The sequence below is a fragment of the Leptotrichia hongkongensis genome (assembly GCF_007990635.1).
Lineage (GTDB): Bacteria > Fusobacteriota > Fusobacteriia > Fusobacteriales > Leptotrichiaceae > Leptotrichia > Leptotrichia hongkongensis.
The window spans coordinates 1,694,705-1,713,444 of the sequence record NZ_AP019846.1; the positions used below are offsets into that span (position 1 = coordinate 1,694,705).

The 18,740-nt window shown below is 30.6% G+C and carries 18 protein-coding genes; 1 reads left to right on the plus strand and 17 read right to left on the minus strand.

Going from position 1 to position 18,740, the window contains the following annotated elements; all coding sequences use genetic code 11:
- Positions 1-196: 196 nt before the first annotated feature.
- The 15 genes from FVE75_RS07980 to lptB all read right to left on the minus strand — a co-directional run bounded on the left by FVE75_RS07980 (position 197) and on the right by lptB (position 16,455).
- The gene (locus tag FVE75_RS07980) at positions 197-1,144 is read right to left on the minus strand and encodes an acetyl-CoA carboxylase carboxyltransferase subunit alpha (RefSeq protein WP_147005984.1); all 948 of its coding nucleotides are present in this window, start codon (positions 1,142-1,144) and stop codon (positions 197-199) included.
- 32 nt (positions 1,145-1,176) lie between these two features.
- Entirely contained in the window at positions 1,177-2,028 is an 852-nt protein-coding gene (gene accD / locus FVE75_RS07985; RefSeq protein WP_147005985.1) for an acetyl-CoA carboxylase, carboxyltransferase subunit beta, read from the minus strand.
- Between the two features lie 107 nt (positions 2,029-2,135).
- A complete protein-coding gene (locus FVE75_RS07990; RefSeq protein ID WP_172618800.1) occupies positions 2,136-3,110 on the minus strand; it encodes an RluA family pseudouridine synthase in 975 nt (324 codons plus the stop codon).
- 15 nt (positions 3,111-3,125) lie between these two features.
- Positions 3,126-4,229 (minus strand): rod shape-determining protein RodA, encoded by a 1,104-nt coding sequence (gene rodA / locus FVE75_RS07995; protein ID WP_147005987.1) that lies wholly within the window; start codon positions 4,227-4,229, stop codon positions 3,126-3,128.
- 132 nt (positions 4,230-4,361) lie between these two features.
- A complete protein-coding gene (locus tag FVE75_RS11750) occupies positions 4,362-4,901 on the minus strand; it encodes a M16 family metallopeptidase (RefSeq protein WP_332069809.1) in 540 nt (179 codons plus the stop codon).
- Positions 4,883-5,581, minus strand: a complete 699-nt coding sequence (locus FVE75_RS11755; protein WP_269472154.1) for a M16 family metallopeptidase — start codon at positions 5,579-5,581, stop codon at positions 4,883-4,885. Before FVE75_RS11755 ends, FVE75_RS11750 begins: the two co-directional genes overlap by 19 nt.
- Before the next feature lie 342 nt (positions 5,582-5,923).
- Positions 5,924-7,000 carry an LptF/LptG family permease gene (locus FVE75_RS08005; protein ID WP_147005988.1) on the minus strand — a complete coding sequence of 359 codons (1,077 nt, stop codon included), beginning with the start codon at positions 6,998-7,000 and terminating at the stop codon, positions 5,924-5,926.
- Between the two features lie 13 nt (positions 7,001-7,013).
- A complete protein-coding gene (locus tag FVE75_RS08010) occupies positions 7,014-8,111 on the minus strand; it encodes an LptF/LptG family permease (protein ID WP_147005989.1) in 1,098 nt (365 codons plus the stop codon).
- 71 nt (positions 8,112-8,182) lie between these two features.
- Positions 8,183-8,764 carry a CvpA family protein gene (locus tag FVE75_RS08015; protein ID WP_147005990.1) on the minus strand — a complete coding sequence of 194 codons (582 nt, stop codon included), beginning with the start codon at positions 8,762-8,764 and terminating at the stop codon, positions 8,183-8,185.
- A gap of 11 nt (positions 8,765-8,775) precedes the next feature.
- A complete protein-coding gene (alr, locus tag FVE75_RS08020; protein WP_147005991.1) occupies positions 8,776-9,873 on the minus strand; it encodes an alanine racemase in 1,098 nt (365 codons plus the stop codon).
- Between the two features lie 39 nt (positions 9,874-9,912).
- Positions 9,913-10,884: a protein translocase subunit SecF gene (gene secF / locus FVE75_RS08025; protein ID WP_147005992.1), complete on the minus strand. Its 972-nt coding sequence runs from the start codon at positions 10,882-10,884 to the stop codon at positions 9,913-9,915.
- A complete protein-coding gene (gene secD / locus FVE75_RS08030) occupies positions 10,874-12,049 on the minus strand; it encodes a protein translocase subunit SecD (RefSeq protein ID WP_147005993.1) in 1,176 nt (391 codons plus the stop codon). Before secD ends, secF begins: the two co-directional genes overlap by 11 nt.
- A 404-nt stretch (positions 12,050-12,453) precedes the next feature.
- Positions 12,454-12,870: a Holliday junction resolvase RuvX gene (ruvX, locus tag FVE75_RS08035; RefSeq protein WP_147005994.1), complete on the minus strand. Its 417-nt coding sequence runs from the start codon at positions 12,868-12,870 to the stop codon at positions 12,454-12,456.
- Between the two features lie 149 nt (positions 12,871-13,019).
- On the minus strand, positions 13,020-15,635 hold the full coding sequence (gene alaS / locus FVE75_RS08040) for an alanine--tRNA ligase (protein WP_147005995.1): 2,616 nt from the start codon (positions 15,633-15,635) through the stop codon (positions 13,020-13,022).
- Positions 15,636-15,720: 85 nt separating this feature from the next.
- Entirely contained in the window at positions 15,721-16,455 is a 735-nt protein-coding gene (gene lptB, locus FVE75_RS08045; RefSeq protein ID WP_026748294.1) for an LPS export ABC transporter ATP-binding protein, read from the minus strand.
- A 396-nt stretch (positions 16,456-16,851) separates the two neighbouring features.
- On the opposite strand from lptB, the gene FVE75_RS08050 reads away from it, so the two are divergent.
- Positions 16,852-17,235, plus strand: a complete 384-nt coding sequence (locus tag FVE75_RS08050) for a hypothetical protein (RefSeq protein WP_147005996.1) — start codon at positions 16,852-16,854, stop codon at positions 17,233-17,235.
- Between the two features lie 11 nt (positions 17,236-17,246).
- On the opposite strand, the gene FVE75_RS08055 is transcribed toward FVE75_RS08050, so the two are convergent.
- Complete coding sequence (locus FVE75_RS08055; RefSeq protein ID WP_147005997.1) at positions 17,247-17,951, minus strand: radical SAM protein; 705 nt, start codon at positions 17,949-17,951, stop codon at positions 17,247-17,249.
- Between the two features lie 15 nt (positions 17,952-17,966).
- On the minus strand, positions 17,967-18,686 hold the full coding sequence (locus FVE75_RS08060) for a queuosine precursor transporter (RefSeq protein WP_147005998.1): 720 nt from the start codon (positions 18,684-18,686) through the stop codon (positions 17,967-17,969).
- Positions 18,687-18,740: the final 54 nt, after the last annotated feature.

Consider the following 18,740-nt stretch of genomic DNA (forward strand, 5'->3'; position numbering starts at 1 on the left):
AGGTAAGGATTTGCGGCAATGAGCAATCCTACGAAAATAAAAAAAGAAAAGATATAATAAAAATAGCAAAAAATGTTTATTAAATAAAATAATCTAATACTAAATCCTATTAGAAAATAGTATATCATTCTAAATTGATTAAATAAAAAAGGATTATCAATCACTTATGATAACCCAAAATAATTATTTTAAATTTTTATTCTTCAAAAAATTCACCAATTTTTCTATATTTATCATATCTTCTTTTTAGCAATTCCCTTAATGAAAATTTATCTATACGCTTAAATTCCTTCACAACCATTTCTTTTAAATTTTGCGCTGTTTCTTCAAAGTTTCTATGTGCTCCGCCTAAAGGCTCTTTTATGATCTCATCTATTATTCCAAGACTTTTTAGGCTGATAGCATCCATTCTTAGACTTTTTGCAGCTTCTGCAGCCTTTGTTGAATCATTAAAAAGAATTGAGGCACATCCCTCTGGGGAAATAACAGAATATACACTATTTTCAAACATTAAAATTGAGTCTGCTACACCAATTCCTAATGCTCCTCCACTTCCACCTTCTCCAATAACAACAGACATAATTGGTACACGGAATCCAAACATTTCTGCCAAGTTTTTAGCAATAGCCTCTCCTTGCCCTTTTTCTTCGGCTTCTATTCCAGGATACGCTCCAGCTGTATCAATTAATGTCAGAATTGGTAATTTAAAACGTTCTGCCATTCTCATTAATCTAAGAGCCTTTCTATACCCTTCAGGACTCGCCATACCAAAATTTCTAAAAATATTTGATTCAATATCTCTTCCTTTTTGCTGCCCTATTATCATTATTTTATAACCATCAATTGTTGCAAGCCCTCCTACAATGGCATTATCATCCTTTGAAAGCCTGTCACCGTGAAGTTCTACAAAATCCTGCGTCAATTCTTTTATATAATCCAAAGTATATGGTCTTTGAGGATTTCTTGAAATTTGAATTCTATTCCAGGCATCCATTTCATTTTCCTCAAAATCTCTATATTTATCTTCGAGGTTTTTTTCAAGTTCTGTTATTTGAGCAGAAAAATCAATGTCTCTTTCAGCTGAAAATCTTTTTAACTCGGCTATATTATCTTCCAATTCTTTAATTTCATCTTTTATACTCATATTCTATCCTTTCGTTTGAAAAATTTTAAAACTTACACTAATTTTTCCAATACTCTATAAATCGTTGTTTTTAAGTCTTTTCTTTCTGAAATTATATCAATCATTCCGTGTTCTAGCAAAAATTCTGCCCTTTGAAACCCTTTTGGCAATTTCTGATTTACAGTCTGCTCGATTACCCTAGGCCCTGCAAAAGCAATAAAAGCATTTGGCTCTGTTATAATAACATCTCCTAGCATCGCAAAAGAAGCTGTCACTCCACCAGTAGTCGGATCAACAGGTACAGAAATAAACGGAATTCCTGCTTCATTCAATCTTTTTACTGCTCCTGAAGTTTTTGCCATTTGCATAAGTGACAAGATTCCTTCCTGCATTCTTGCACCACCAGAGCTTGAAACTACTACAACTGGTATTTTTCTTTTAAGCCCTCTTTCTAATGCCCTTGTAATCTTTTCTCCAACAACAGATCCCATACTTCCACCCATAAAGCTAAATTCCATTGCGGCAATACTCACTTCTAGTCCATTAATTTTTCCAACTCCACTAATAACACCATCTAACATTCGACTTTTCTCACGTGCTAATTCCAATTTTTCCTCGTATCCAGGAAAATTTAATACATCTTTTGAATTAAGTGTCATATCTTCCTCAATAAAAGTTCCTTCATCAATTAACAGCTCAATTCTTTCAAAAGCTGTAAGCCTAAAATAATTTCCACATTTTGGACATACATTTAAATTATTTTTCAAATCCTCATTATAAATAATCTCATTACATTGACTACATTTTTTCCACTTGTTGTCATCCACAATATCAACTGTCAATTTTGATTTGGATGTAAGTGTTACATATTTATTTTTTGATTTTCTGCTTGAAAATAATCCCATTTCTTCACCTCTCAAGAATTTTATATTTTTAAGTTAAAATAACAGGTGTTACAATACCTTATATGATACTACATTTATATTAGATTTTTCTTTGATAAAAATACTTTTTAAAAAAATGCTTTGTCTATAATCGAAAAATTATAGTTGTCAAAAGAAAGTGAATAACAGCAAAGAAAAAATCTGCTACTTCCATCTTTTATGCCATACTTCTTATCGCCCACTATAAAAAGACCTTCGTGAGCAAGTTGAGCTCTTATCTGATGTTTCCTTCCAGTAATCAGTTCAATATCTAAAAGTAAAATATTTTTATTATTTTTTTCTAGTAATTTTAATATTTTTTTTGAATTTTTTAATTTATCAAGATTTATCTGCTTAAAATAAGTGATACTTTTTTTAGACTCTCCTGAAATAGGCTTTTCAGAGACAATAACTTTATTTTCCATTGTTGTCAAATAATTTTCAATTTTAAAATCTTTCAAATTAAGATTTTTTTCTTTAAACTTAGGATGTTCAGTTATCTTTCTATTATGAACAATCGCAAAATATTTTTTATGAATTTTATTATCTCTAATTTTTTGAGAAATATATCTAAGAAACTTTAAGGTTTTACAGCCAATAACAAGACCCGATGTTTCAAAATCGAGTCTGTTCGCAAAATTAATATTTTCGCTTTTATAAATTGCCTTAAAAACTTCAGCAAGTCCATAGTTATGTCCTGTTCCTTTATGCATCGGAATATTTTCCTTTTTATTCACAATAAAAAAATCATCATTTTCAAAAATAATCATATTCTTATATTTTTGCAATTCGTTTTCTGAAATCTTCAAATTTCTTACTTTGCCTGAATTTTCAATTCCTGCTATTTTTTCAGTATTTCCTGCAGACAAATTTCTTATTGTAATTTTATCATTTAACAAGAGACGATAGTTCTCCTTTGACTTTTTTCCATTGATTTTAACATCTCCAGATCTTACCGCCCCAAAAATTCTGCTAAGCGGCTCATCCTTAAAATTTTTTCTCAAATATCGATCCAGCCGCATTCCTTCCATCTCAGAATTTACAACAACATCCTTTTTTTCCAAGATTTTCCTCATTTCTTAATTATTATGAATTTTTATGCTTTCAATTATTCCTATCATTATAAATGAAGCTAGAAATGAACTTCCACCGTAACTCATAAACAATAATGGTTTTCCTGTAACTGGAACAAGTCCAATTGTCATTCCTACATTTACGATTACATGCATAAAGATAACTCCTGCTAACCCATATAATATGAGGCGGCCAAAATCATCCTGTATAATTCGGGCTATCCTCATAATCTCATAGATTAACATAAAATATAAAAGTAAGACTAATGAAGAGCCTACAAATCCTAATTCTTCAGACAATACTGAAAAAATAAAGTCTGTCTGTGCTTCAGGTAAAAATTCCAATCGGCTCTGACTCCCTTGCAGAACTCCTTTCCCCATTATTCCTCCTGCTCCGACAGAAATTTTCGATTGAATTACGTGCCATCCGCTTCCCTTTCTATCTTTTTCAGGATGCAAAAAAGTTTCGACACGGTCTCTTTGATAATCGTCCAAAACAAATCTATAAACTGGATAAACTGACAAAAGTACTACAATTCCTATTACCCAAATTGGCTTCATATCTGCACCGTATAAAAAAATCATAAACAAAAATGAAGAAATTGTTATCAGTGTTGTTCCCAAATCAGGCTGTATTAAGATTAATAAGATAAGCGGTAGTGCAGGAAGAATAGAACCAATAATATCCTTTAAGTTATTAATTCCTTCTCTGTATCTTGTTACAATCCAGTACGCTATAATCAAAATAATCCCTACTTTTACAAATTCTGACGGCTGTAGCTGAAATGGTCCCAGTGCAATCCACCGTTGTGCTCCAAGCGTCTTTTTCCCTGCAAATCGAACCAACAGCAATAAAACTGCTCCTATTCCATAAATATGCCAAATATATAATTTTAGAATTTTATAATCAATCGAAGCTATAGCAAACACTAGTATTGTTCCTATTGCAATCCACAGAATGTTCCTAATAACCATACCATTTTGCCTTGTTGCACTATATACAAATATAGTGCTAATTGTTGTAAGAGCATAAACAATTGATAAAATCATTTTATCCATCCGAAAAATACTATTTTTTATTCGGTCAGTTAATCTTTGTTTTTGAAACATTTTTTTCTCCTAATTCTTATTTTTAGTAATAAAGTTACTTCAAAACTAAGTTTAAAAGTTATAACTATTTATTCAATCTAATACTGACTAAATTTTGAAAAAATTCAAGTACACTATTAAAAATTTTGTTAGTTAGTTATTGATATTTCCCAAAACCGTTATATTTTCTGCTAAATATTTCGTTTTTGCAAAAGTATTTACATCCTCAATTTTTACGTCATTAACTTCATTTTTCATTTTTTCAGTATCTAAAATTTCATTTTTTCTAATATAATAATTTCCTATAATTCCCATTCTTGAACGTGGATTTTCCATTGCAAAGGCGATTCTGCTCATATATTTGTTTTTTGCTTTCTGAAGTTCATCTTCTGTAACTCCATTTTCACGTAACTTTTTAAATTCTGAAAGCGTTATTTCTATTGCCTTTTCATAATTTTCCAGATTCGTTCCAATGTACGTCGATGTCAGGCCTCCTGATAAATAATATTGATTATACGTATAAACAGAATAGGCAAGTCCATTTTTCTCACGGATTTCCTGAAAAAGTCTAGAACTCATTGAACCACCAATAATATTTGCTAAAATATCCGTATATATTTTATTTTTACTGTTATAATCTTCACTTTGATGAGAAATACAGATATTAACTTGATTTATATCTTTTGAGACAATTTTTTTCCAGCATTAAATGAAAAATCTATTTTATCACGTCTATCAATCTTTTTAGCACCTAATTTTGAAAAATATTGATCGATTTTCTGAATAATCTCATTTTTATCAAAATTTCCAGAAACTACAACCAAAATATTGTCTTTTGTGTATCTTTCCTTATAATATTTTCTGATTTCATCTGCAGTAAAGCCTTTTACACTAGCTTCTGTTCCAATAATAGGCTTTCCATACTGCCCATTTATACTGTCTGCATAATTCATTTCAAATACTAAATCATCTGGCGAATCCTTATACATCTTAATTTCTTCCACGATTACATCTTTTTCTTTTTCCAATTCCTTTTCATCAATCGTAGAATTTGTAACAATGTCAAACAAAATATCTACAGACTTTCCTAGAAACTGTGTTAAGGCATTTATATAAAAAACTGTTTCTTCTTTAGTCGTATGTGCATTCACATTTGCCCCAAGATAATCAATTTCTTCAGAAATTTCAAAATAATTTCTAGTAGGAGTCCCTTTAAAAATCATATGTTCCAGTACATGAGAGATTCCTTCCTCCGTATCACTTTCATCTCGTGAGCCAGTTTTTACAAATACTCCAACTGAGCAGGTAGAAATACTTTCAAGCCTATCAAAAATAACTTCTATTCCACTATTTGTCCTTATCTTCTCTATCATACCATTCCCTTCTTTTTTATTTTATTCTAATTAATATTTATTTTTCATCTATTTATATTAATTTTTTAACACAAAGGTATTAAATACCATACCTATTATTTCGTAATAACAGTTTTTACTATTTTTGTTATGTTTCTTCTTTTTTTTGCAGGATTGCTCATTGCCGCAAATCCTGCACCTATGGCTAGACTACGACTTTTATTTGCCCAACTCCGAAACTCCTCCTTTCAGTCGTCAGACAATCGTAGTTGAACAACTAAAATCTACGTCAATTTATTAAAATAAAACTTAAAAAATAAGTATTTATAACATACTTTCATTTCATAGAGATAAAAATCCTCGTTAGTATTCAGAATCCCTAAATAATTTTATTCCAACTATTAAAAATATAATTAATGGAATAAAACAGGCTGCATAAATTGGAACTGCTCCAGATACTGCCATTGAACGTAAAATCGTGCTGACACCGTAATAGGCATAACCAATTATTACAGATAATCCTATATTTAGAGCTGCTCCCCCTCTTACATACCTACTTCCTAGTGAAAGTCCAATTAGACACATAACGAATGAAGATAATGCAAAAGATATTCTATAATAAAATTCTATTCTTAAATTTAAGGAATCTGCTCCAACTCTTGTAAAATAAACTACCTTTTCACGTAATTCAGGCATTGTCAAATTTTTTGCCTTGACTGGACTTGCCAGTACATCCTCCATTTTTGCAATAAATTTGAATTTTTTTGTATCAGCAGGCTTCATTAAATTAGTTTTATCATCGTACTCCTTTAAGTCTTTGAAAGTCCATTCATTTGTTTTGGGGTTAATTTTTCCAAAAGGAGAAGTGTATATTTTGCTTATTTCCTTAAAGCCTTTTTCAAATTTCAGTATTTCAATATTCTCCATGGTCCCAGTATTTTTATTTGCGTGTTCACTAAAAAGTACTGTTTTTTTGTCAATTTTTACAAAAATAAATTTTTTCTCCGCCTTGACAGGTTCCTTATTATCAATTTTTAAAGATTTTAAATTTTCTTTTTTAGTGTTTGATTTTCCTAAAGCGTCGTAATTTAACCAAAATACGCCCATACTTACAAGAAATGAAAAAATCATTGGAAATAAAGCTATTCTTGCGAAACTGATTCCACTTGTTTTCATTGCTGCGATTTCCAGCTGTTTTGCCATCTTGCTTATACATAGAAGACTTCCAAGCAGAACTCCAAGAGGAGCTGTATTTGTTATTATTTCAGGTGTTCCGTATCTCAGATATCTTATGGCGTCATGTCCTTTAAGCTTTCCGTCCATAATCCATCCCGTAAGACTAATACTTTCAGCTAGTAAAAATATTAAGAAAAACATCATCATTCCTAAAATAAAACTTTTTACATAGTTTAGAATTATATATTTATCTAATTTATTCATACTCCTCCTTTCGCTAATTTCCCTTATATTTCTTTATTGAAAAATATATGCACATTATAAATAAAACAAAATTAGGAACCCACATTGCAATGTTTGCAGGTACATTATTTTTTAGCACCATGATCTTTGCATAACTTGCCATTCCTATATAACCAAATATAACAATCAAACTTATTCCAAAACTTATTCCTCTTCCACTTCGTCTATGCCCTACCGAAAGCAGTACTCCCAGCCAGCATAAAAATGTACTTGCAAATGGTCCTATAAGTCTTTGGTAAATTTCTACCTGTGCTTTTAGTGCAGTTTCCTTTTCTTCAGGATTTTTTATATTCTGTTTATAAAATTCATTCAATTCTTTTATATCCATCTCTTTACGGCTTTTTTTAACTTCCTTCTTATTTTCCCTAAAAAAAGTAGTGATTGGTATTTCCTGCTCCTGATACAAAGCAGAAACTTGGCTATTACCGTCTTTATCAAAAGCATATCCTTTTACTTTCTTCAATCGTATAATTCCTGGATCAAATTTTGCATTTTCTGCAAGAAATACTATAGGATATGGATTATCTCCACGTTTATTTATAATCAGGAAATTCTTAGCCGTAGCTTTTTCATTATTTACTTCATCAATGTAAAATCCGAAACCTTTTTCCTCATTTGTCAAAAAAACTTTTTCCTCTGACAATGAACTTGGTTTTGAAGCTAGAATTTGTTTTGTCTGTGCATTTATATTTTTTAAAGCACGGGGATTTACATATATTTCAAGTCCTAAGCCAATCAACGTCAATATTATTCCAAAAATAAATGCTGGCCGGATTATTCTAAAAAGTCCTATTCCAGAACCTTCCATTGCAACGATTTCATTCGTTTCTGAAAGTCCTCCATAAACAAGCATAACCCCAAGAAATGCTCCCATAGGTATTGTCTGCACAAGAACTCCCGGTATAGCATAAAATAGATAGTCTATTATAGATATAAATGGCAAATCACTTGCAAACAGACGTTCCATAACTTCCATTATCACATTTAACATCATAATAAATGTAAATATGCTAATTCCAAATATTGACGGCAAAAAAAGTGAATTGTAAATATATCTGTCAATTATTTTCATTTTTATCAATTTTCCTTTTTTATTTTTCTTTTTATCTTAATAATCATTTTTTTATTTCTGTACCAAGGTGTTTATTCAATATCTTTTGTTTTTTCAAATTTATCTGATTTTGGATTTTTATAATTATTTAAAACGTCATCTATTACTTCTTTCTCTCTCTGGCTAACAACATATCTTTCCACATCATCTTTTATGAATTTTGGAAAAGAATCTGCAAATTTTAATGCATGTTTTGTCATAAACTGAACAGAAAGGCTTTTGTCCCTTATTTCACGTATTCTTTTACTTCCTATAGATCCTGTAATTACTGTAATATAAACAATAACTGCAACAAAGAATAACTCCATTATTCCGAATATCATTCCAGAAAATTTATCAAATCTTTTTATTTTTATACTTTTTAAAAATTTTCTATTGGCTATAAGAACTACAGAATAGACAATACATTGGACTAAAACTATAATAACAAAAATTTTTAACTGATTTTGAGGTTTAATTTTCTCTGAATTAAAAAAAAGTTTACAAATATAATTTGTTATAAAAATAATAAAAATATATTTAAACATATTGAAAAATTCCAAAGAAAATCCTCTTCTATATCCAAGAAAAATAAATATTATCAGTAAAACTATAAAGCCAATATCCAGCATCATTTTCCCTACCTCTATTTTTCCACATAAATTCTAGGCACTCTCTGACTTATTCCACATAAAATCTCATACGAAATAGTATTACATAAATCAGCAACCTCTACAACACTTATATTTTCACCAAAAAATTCTACAACATCGCCTTTTTTAGCTTCATTTTTCAATTCTTCAGGAAGTAAAATTATAAGCTGATCCATACAGACACGTCCTACAATTTCACATTTATATCCTTTATAAAAAACATAGCCTTTATTTGACAAGTCACGTCTTACTCCGTCAGCATATCCAATAGAAACTGTAGCATAGGTTTTTCCAGCTTTTCCTTTATATGTATTTCCATAACTTATAAAACTATCTTCCTTTAATGTCTTTATATAGCTGATTTTTGCAAAGAGAGACATTACTGGCTTAAATTTATACGGAGCTGTTTCTTTGTCTGTAACCCCTCCATAAAGTATAATTCCCACTCTCACAAAATCTTCTATGCTATCTTGAAACTTCAAAGTTCCAAAACTGTTGTGCAGATGTCTGTATTTTATTGATGATATCCCACTTGATATTTTTTCACACATTGCTTTAAATTTGCTTTCCTGCAATTTTGTATAGTCTTTGTCACTATCCGATGATGAAAAATGCGAGAAAATTCCTATTGGATTAATATGACTGGAATTTTTAAGAATTTCATTCAGTTTTTCAGTCTCACTTTCCTGAAAGCCTACACGTCCCATTCCTGTATCTATCTTTATAAACACATCTGTAGTTTTCCCTTTTTCTTTTCCAGTTTTTTCCAAATATTCTATTTCCTCAAAATCTGTTACCATAAAATAAATATTTTTATCAGCAATCAAATCCATGTACTCATTTTCCACAGGTCCTAATATCAGCACCATAATATCATCATGAAGTTCTTTTATTTTAAGCGCTTCGTCACTTGTTGCAACTGCAAAATTCTTAATCCCTTTTTTTATAAGAGCATTACAAATTTCAAGCATTCCATGCCCGTAAGCATCTGCTTTTATAACTGCTATTATTTTATCCTTTGCTACAATTTTTTCAATTTCATCAACATTGCTATATAGATTATTTATATTTATTTCTGCCCAGCATCGCATTTTTCAATTCACCTTCTAAATTTATCATTTTATTTTTAATTATACCAGTACTTTATCTTTTTCATCATATCCATTTACTGTTTTACCAGAACTTTTTATAACATCTTTAACTTTAGGCTCATTTTTACCTTTTTTCATTATGTAAACTAAAGGACTTGCTACAAATACTGATGAATACGTTCCAACAAGCATTCCTACAAATAGAGTCATACTAAATGTTTTTAATGTATCTCCACCTAAAATCAGAAGTACAATTACTGAAAATAGAGTTGTCAATGAAGTATAAATCGATCTTGTGAACACTTGATTTATTGATTTTTCAATAACAAGATCAAATGGTTCCACAGTTTTATTTTTACCTTTTCTATTTTTCTGAATATTTTCACGAATTCTATCAAATACAACAATCGTATCATTAATAGAATATCCTAAAATTGTAAGAATTGCAGCTATAAATGGAGTATCAATCTCATATTTAAGTATCGCAATAACTCCAAAGGCAATAATAACATCGTGAATAAGTGCTATAACTCCTGCCAGAGCATAAACAAACTCAAATCTTATAGTAACATAAATAATAATCAGGATACTTCCTATTATTAAAGACTGAATTGCATTTGCAGTTAATTCCTTACCGATTACTGCTCCCACAGTTTCATTTTTTACAACTTCATATTTACCAGTTTTTTTGCTTAATTCTGACATTATTTTTGTTTTTTGTGTATTATCAAGCTGTTCTGTTCTTATGATAACAGTATTATCTGTATCTGAAAACTGAACTCTTTTTGCCTTTAATTTAGGAATTTCGCCAATTAAACTGTTTAATGTCTCATTTACTGCATTTTGATCAATTTTCTTATCATATTTTAACTGAATTAATTCTCCACCTTTAAAATCTACACCAAGATTTAGCTTTATTGCAAACAGCGAAATCAATGAAACTATAACCATTATTGCTGAAATACCTAAATAAAGGTTTCTACGTTGTATAACTTTTAAATTAATCTTCATTTAAAGCTCCTTTCCAGAACAGCTGTTCTCTTTTTATGTTAAATGTTTTTATGAATAATTTCAAAAATATTTTTGAAACAAATACTCCTGTAATTACAGTAGCAACCACACCAAGTGCCAATGTTACTGCGAATCCTTTAATTGGCCCAGTTCCTAGGAAAAACAGCACAGCCGCCACAAGCATTGTAGTCAAATTTCCATCAATTATGGCAGGAAAAGCATTTTCATAACCTCTTTCAACTGCATCATGAAGCGATTCTCCAAACCGTAATTCTTCCTTTATTCTCTCATAAGTAATTACATTTGAATCAACTGCCATTCCTAATGTTAATATAAATCCTGCAATTCCAGGAAGTGTCAACGCCGCACCGATTCCGCTAAGTAATCCTAAAACTAGAACTCCATTTATTAAAAGTGCTATATCTGCAACAATTCCAGGTATTTTATAAATAGCAATCATAAATACTGAAATTACACCTAGAGCAATCAGCCCAGCTATTCCAGTCTGTCTTATTGAATCTACTCCAAGTGTCGCTCCAACTGTTCTATTTTCAACAATTTTAATTTCCACAGGCAATGCCCCTGATTTTAACAGATTTGCAAGATTATTTGCTTCTTCGATTGAAAATCTTCCAGTTATAATTCCGCTTCCTCCGTTAATTTCACTGTTAATTGTAGGTGCTGACTGTTCCTTGTTATCAAGCATTATTGCCAGCTGTTTTCCTATATTCTCCCTTGTAATCTTAGCAAAAGTGTTTGCTCCTTGTGAATTTAATTCAAAACTTACAGAAGGCATCCCAACCTGATCTCTAGAAACTCCTGCTGTCTTTAATGCAGAACCTTCTAATAAAACAGGCCCGTAACCGTCCTTATTTTTTATTCTAAACTCAAGTTTTGCTGTCGTACCAATCAATTCAATAGCCTTTTGAGGATCTTTTATCCCCGCAAGCTCCACTATCAATTTATCATTTCCACTAAGCTGAATAACAGGCTCAGCAACTCCAATACTATTTACCCTTCTTTCAATAATATTTTTAACTTTGCTCATTGTATCAGGCTCAATTTTCCCCTGTGCCTGTAATACAACTGATGTTCCACCACGTAAATCAAGTCCCAGTTTTACTTTATTAAAGTACAAAATAAGAGCTGGAACAAAAATTACCAAAAGTAACCAAACATAATGTGATTTTTAGTGTCTCCTTTTATCATCCTTTCTTTTTTATTTTATTTAAATACTATTCTTATAAATATGTTTAATACATTTTAAAATAAATATATTTTTATTACTTTTTAAGTTTTATTTATTTTTAAGTTTTATTTAAGCAAGGACATCAAACGCCATGTCCTTGCATCCCGACTTTACACAAAACTTTCTTATAAAAGAAAAATAGAACTCGCTTTTCAATTTCAATTATTTTTAATATAAATAATTAAATATATTTCAAAATTTATTCCAAAAGCTCAAACAGCTATTTTTCTTTTAACGAAATTTTGCTTATTTTAAAATACATCAACGCTTATAATAAAATTTAATTGTTATTCTAATTAAAAATTTTACATTTAGAGTTTTTAAGTCAATGTATCAAGATATTTCTGCAAAATTATTGACGCTGCAACCATATCTACTACTTTTCTACGTTCTTTTCCATTTTTTTTGGAATAGTTTTTTAGATAATGCTCAGCTTCTGTTGTTGTGTAACGCTCATCCACAAAGATAATCTGAATATTTGGAATATTCTTTTTCAACTCTTCCACAAATTCCTCTACTTTTTCCACCTGACGTTTTTTTGTGCCATCAAGGCTCTTTGGCATTCCCACAACAACTTTTTTTGTGCCTTCATCATCTAATATTTCCTTTATTCTTTCAACAGGATTTGTCTTTGTTCTGTCAATTACTTCGAGAGCAGTTGCAAGAATTCCCAAAGGATCGCATTTTGCAACTCCAATTCTGACATCTCCCACATCCAATCCAATAAATTTTTTCATTTTTTATTTCTCATTTCTTAAACAATTTACTATTTTATAGACTTAATAAAATTATTTTTTAGATTATCTTGAAAGGGGGAGATTACCCCCTTACTTAATAACATCTGCTTTAGTAAAAATCTAAACCTGTATATCTAAAAGTAAATTTATTATAATTTTTCAGTTACAAATTCAAATGCTTTTTCAACAGCTTCTTTTACAGCACTTCCATCTTTTCCACCAGCCTGTGCAAAATCAGGACGTCCTCCACCGTTTCCGCCAGCGACTTGTGCTGCAACTTTTACTATTTCTCCAGCCTTCACTTTTGAAATCAAGTCTTTTGTAACTCCAACTACAAAAACTGCCTTTCCATTGTTATTTGTTCCCAAAATAATGATTCCAGACTGCATTTTTTCTTTTCCTCTGTCTACAATCTCTTTCAGTTCATCAACATTTTTATCTTCAAATGAAGATTTTAGCACTTTCACACCATTTACTGCTTCAACATTTTCAAGCATTTCATTAATTTCATATTTTACAAGTTTTGTTTGCATTTCTTCATGCACTTTTACTGCCGCTTTCATATCTCCAATATATTTTTCGATAATATCGACAACATTTTTTTCATCTGTTCTAAAAATATCAGATATTTCCTTTATTTTATCTTCAAGCCTATTTACATAACTTAAACTTTTATATCCAGTTGTAGCTGTAATTCTACGTGTTCCTGAAGCAATTCCGCTTTCAGATTCAATATTGAATAACCCTATTTCTCCAGTTGATTTAACGTGTGTTCCTCCGCAAAGCTCAATAGAATATCCGTCAATTTCAACAACACGAACTATATCTCCATATTTGTCTGAAAATAATGCCATCGCCCCTCTTGCTTTTGCATCTTCAATATTTTCGTAATTTATTTTTACCTGTAAATTTGATAAAATAATGTCATTTACACCTTTTTCAATTTTTTGAATCATTTCTGGATTGATTGCTTCGTAATGTGAAAAGTCAAATCTTAATTTTTCATCATCCACAAGTGATCCAGACTGCTCTACATGTGTTCCTAGATTTTCTCTTAAAACTTTGTGTAAAATATGTGTAGCTGTATGATTTCTCTGAATATCTTTTCTACGGTTTACATCAATTTGCAATTTCACTTCTACGCCTACCGCTGGAGCAATTCCCCTTGTGATTTCAACCTGATGAATAAAGACATCGTGTTTTTTAACCACGTTTACAACTTTTCCTTCAAATTCTCCAGAAGTGATAATTCCTGTATCAGCAACTTGCCCTCCAGATTCAGCATAAAACGGAGTTTTATCAAAAATCATCTCATATCCTGAAATTCCTTCACTTTTGGCAATATGTAAAAGAGTGCTTTTTCCCTCAAAATTTTGTAAATATCCAGTAAATTCTGTTTTCCCATGTTTTTCAAAAAACTCATCTATAAATTCATCTTTTATCATATCAGAAATTGTTGTTCTGCTGTCCTTTGAACGTTGCACCTGTTCTGCCAGCTTTTTCTCAAATTCTTCTTCCGATGCTTCAAATCCTTGATTTTCCAAAATTAGTTTTGTAAGTTCAAACGGGAATCCAAAAGTATCATACAGTTTGAAAGTCAGTTCAGCCGGCAATTCTTTCTGATTTTCCGCTTTTAATTTCTGAATTTCTTCTTCCAGCATTTCAGTTCCATTTTTCAAAGTTGTTGCAAATCTTTCTTCTTCCAGTCTTATAACTTTTTCGATATATTCCTGCTTTTCCGCTAACTCTGGATATGCTTCATTCATTGTTTCAAGAACGTAAGGCACTAATTTATAAAGAAATATATCTTCTTTTTCAAAAACTTTCTGTTTTGCAGAACTTCCAGCTCCAAAAGCACGTCTTATAATTTTTCTTAAAATATATCCACGTCCTTCATTTGACGGCAATACCCCATCTCCAATCAAAAATACAGAGGCTCTAACGTGATCGGCAATAATTTTTATTGCTTCCTCATTTTCATTTCCTTGAATTTCAAGTACAGATTTTATCCCTTTTGTAATATTTGTAAACAAATCAGTATCAAAGTTATTATCCTTGTTTTGTACAACTGAAGCAATTCTTTCAAGTCCTGCCCCTGTGTCAATATTTTTTTCTGGAAGAGGCACAAGTGAACCATCTTCAAGCCTGTTCCATTCAGTAAATACCAAATTCCAGATTTCTAAAAATCTATCTCCGTCATCTCCTGGCTTTCTGTCAGCTTCTTCATTATTTTTTCCCATATTCTGAGTATCGTAATAAATTTCGCTACAAGGCCCGCAAGATCCCACAGGTCCTGCTGCCCACCAGTTATCCTCTTCTCCAAGCCTAACAATTCTTTCTGCTGGCACTCCAATTTCCTTGTTCCAAATTTCATAAGCCTCATCATCTGTTTTATACACAGATACCCAAAGTCTGTCCTCTTCCAGTTTCAATACTTTCGTTATATACTCCCAAGACCATTCAATAGCTTCCTTTTTAAAATAATCTCCAAACGAGAAATTACCTAACATTTCAAAAAATGTATGATGTCTAGGCGTTCTTCCTACATTTTCCAAGTCATTAGTTCTAATACATTTTTGATAAGTAGTGATTCTTTTAAATGGTGCCTCCTTTTCTCCTAAAAAGAATGGCTTAAACGGTACCATTCCTGCTACTGTTAACAATAAGCTCTTATCGTCTGGTATAAGCGATGCACTTTCAAAATGCTTATGCTCTTTTGATTTAAAAAAATCTACAAAACTTTTTCTTATTTCATTTCCTGTCATTATTTGTTTGAGATTGTTGAAACAATCCCGCTCCTTTCCTATTGTATCTTTATTTTATTATTGTAAAATTATTATTTTTAATTTTCTAATCTAACTTGAAGTTATCACCCAGATAAACCCTTCTCGCTGTTTCGTCATTTGCAATCTGCTGTCCTGTTCCTGCAATCAGAATTGTACCTTCCGCCATTATATAAGCTCTTTCCGTAATTCTCAAGGTTTCACGCACGTTATGATCGGTAATCAGTATTCCAAGCCCACGTTCCTTTAACTGCATTATTATATTCTGAATATCCTCAACCGCAATCGGATCTACTCCCGCAAAAGGCTCATCAAGCAGTATAAAATCTGGATTTGTAGAAATAGTTCTAGCAATCTCCACACGTCTACGTTCCCCTCCAGAAAGTGCATATCCCAAGCTTTTTGCTACATGAGATAATTTAAATTCTTCGATAAGATTTTCCATTGTGGCAATTCTTTCTTTTTTATTGACTCCTCGCATTTCAAGAACCGATACAATATTTTCCTCCACAGTCAAGTTCCTAAAGACAGATGCCTCCTGTGGCAAATAACCAAGCCCAAGCCTAGCTCTCTTATACATCGGCAAATTTGTAATTTCTTCCCCGTTATACATTACTCTGCCATGATTAGGCCTTACAATCCCCGTAATCATATAAAAGGTAGTCGTCTTTCCTGCTCCATTAGGCCCAAGAAGTCCTACAACTTCACCCTTTTCCATCGACAGGCTCACACTTTTTACAACTTCCCTGTTTTTATATATCTTTTTCAAGCTATCGGCTTCTATACTAATTTTTCTAGCCATATCTTCTCCTATTTTATATTTTAATAAATATCTATTTATATATTCCAATAACTTTAAATTATTAAAATTATTATTACTTCGCTATATTATAAATCATTTTTGCTTTTTTTTCTACTTTTTTTTAAAATTGATAATGTAAAAATTTAGTATATCTTATTAAATTAATAATTATTTTTATTAATTTCACTTATATTATATTTTCTTTTTCTCAAAATTTAACTAATTTAATAAGGAAAAACTATATTTAAATAAAGCAGTTATAATACTTAATCTGAACTTTAAAACTATTTTTATATTTAAATATCTTATTGAATTTCTAAAATTTTTTTAAATATTGGATTTAACATTAATAATTATGATATAATAAAAAATATAATTATCAAAGGAGGAATAAATATGATTTTTTTAGATAAAGCTATTTTATACTTAACGCAAAATATTGAAAAACCACGTGAAATAATTGAAGAAGAACTTGAATTTGTAATAAAGCAAAGTATTTTGAACTATTTAGTGAATGAAAAAGGGATAGATATTAGTGAACTTTCTGATTTGAATGTGACACTTGTTATAGATTTTGAAGATGATTTGACTAACAATCGGAAAAAAATGGTTGTGGAAGAATACATGTTTGAAGTAAATCATAAAAATAATCCACTGATTCGTACTTTTAGACTTGGAACTGACAATGAGCATTATGTCCGAAGCGATTTAAAGGAACTGGAAAATGAAATTGATATGTTTGAAAACGGAATTGGAGTTTCAAAAAATAAAGGGGAATAACTCCCCCTTTTTTATTGTACATATACTCCAAAATCTTTATTGTCCACAAGAATTTCAATATTCTTCTTTTTGTTTAACTCTGGATAAATTTCTGTCAAAAACCATTTTACAAGTTCTTCATCCCGCTCCACTTTTGTATCATTATTCACAAATACACTTAAGGCTATTTCATCAAAATACTCCTGAGCAAGTTCTATATCTTGTAAAATCATTTCTTTTGTCTGCCCTTTTATACAAATCATAAAAAGTCCCATCTTATATTCTTTTTTTATTTTTTCCAAAACTTTATCATTTGTAATAAAATTTTTGGTAAGCACTTTTGTTCTAAATTCATTATCAAAAGTTTCCATTCCAATAGCAAACCGCACTTCCTGCTCACTAAAATATTCCCTAATTTCATTAAGCCTGTTTATATACCCAAAATACGCTTCAAAATACAATATTTTTATATTTTTCTCACTGCAAACTTCCTTAATTTTAGAAAGCGTAAAATCGTTCAGTTCAAAAACAGAGCCAGAGTTTATAACCTGTAAAACTCCTTTTTCACCAGTAATCTGATTAATCGCCTCCAAATTTACTCTGTTCATTTCCTCTTCATCATCTGTATTATCCAAAATATAATTACAAAATGCACATTTTCCATATGCACAGCTGAATCCTTTTAAAAGTACTATTTCTCTAGGATTTTTTTCTTTTATTACACTATATCTTATCATTTTTATTCCTTTTCATTAGTCTTCACTTACTTTTCCGTTATTTTTCCAAATTGTTGCAATATATACAAACGGTGTATCCAATAATGCAATTACTACTTTTAGGAAATAAGTTGAAAATATAATTACAATTATTTCTTTCATTGAATAAACTCCTAAAAATGCCATAAACGAGAATACTATATTATCAAGTATTTGACTTAACATAGTGCTTGCATTATTTCTAATCCAAATATCTTTAAAGCCCGGACGCAATTTTCTGATTGCCTGATAAGACCAGATGTCAAATGCCTGTGAAGCCGCAAATCCAGTTACACTTGCTATTGCCAGTCTTGGCATAAATCCAAACACTTGACTCAAAGCCCCTTGCATGGTGTCAGACGGTGCTACCTGTATTTTTAGGACAATTTGCATAATAAAAGTTGTAAACAGCATTGAGGCAAATCCTAGTGAAACTACTTTTCTAGCATACTTCTTCCCTTCATTTTCAGAAAGGATATCTGATGCTAAATAAATCCCACCGAATGCAATATTTCCCATTGTCGTATCCACACCAAACAAGGTCATCATCTTCCCAACCTGAATATTTGCGATAACTATTGAAAGTGGTACAATTGAAAGCAATCCTGCCTTTCCCCAAAATCTATAAGCCAAGATAACCGCTGTAAAATTAAGTAACAAATATCCTAACCACATTAATTCATTTACTCCAAACTGAAAGTTTCTAAAAAATTCCAAAATTTTCCTCCTTATAATTTTTATTTTTTATTTAATTAAATTTTCCCTATTTTT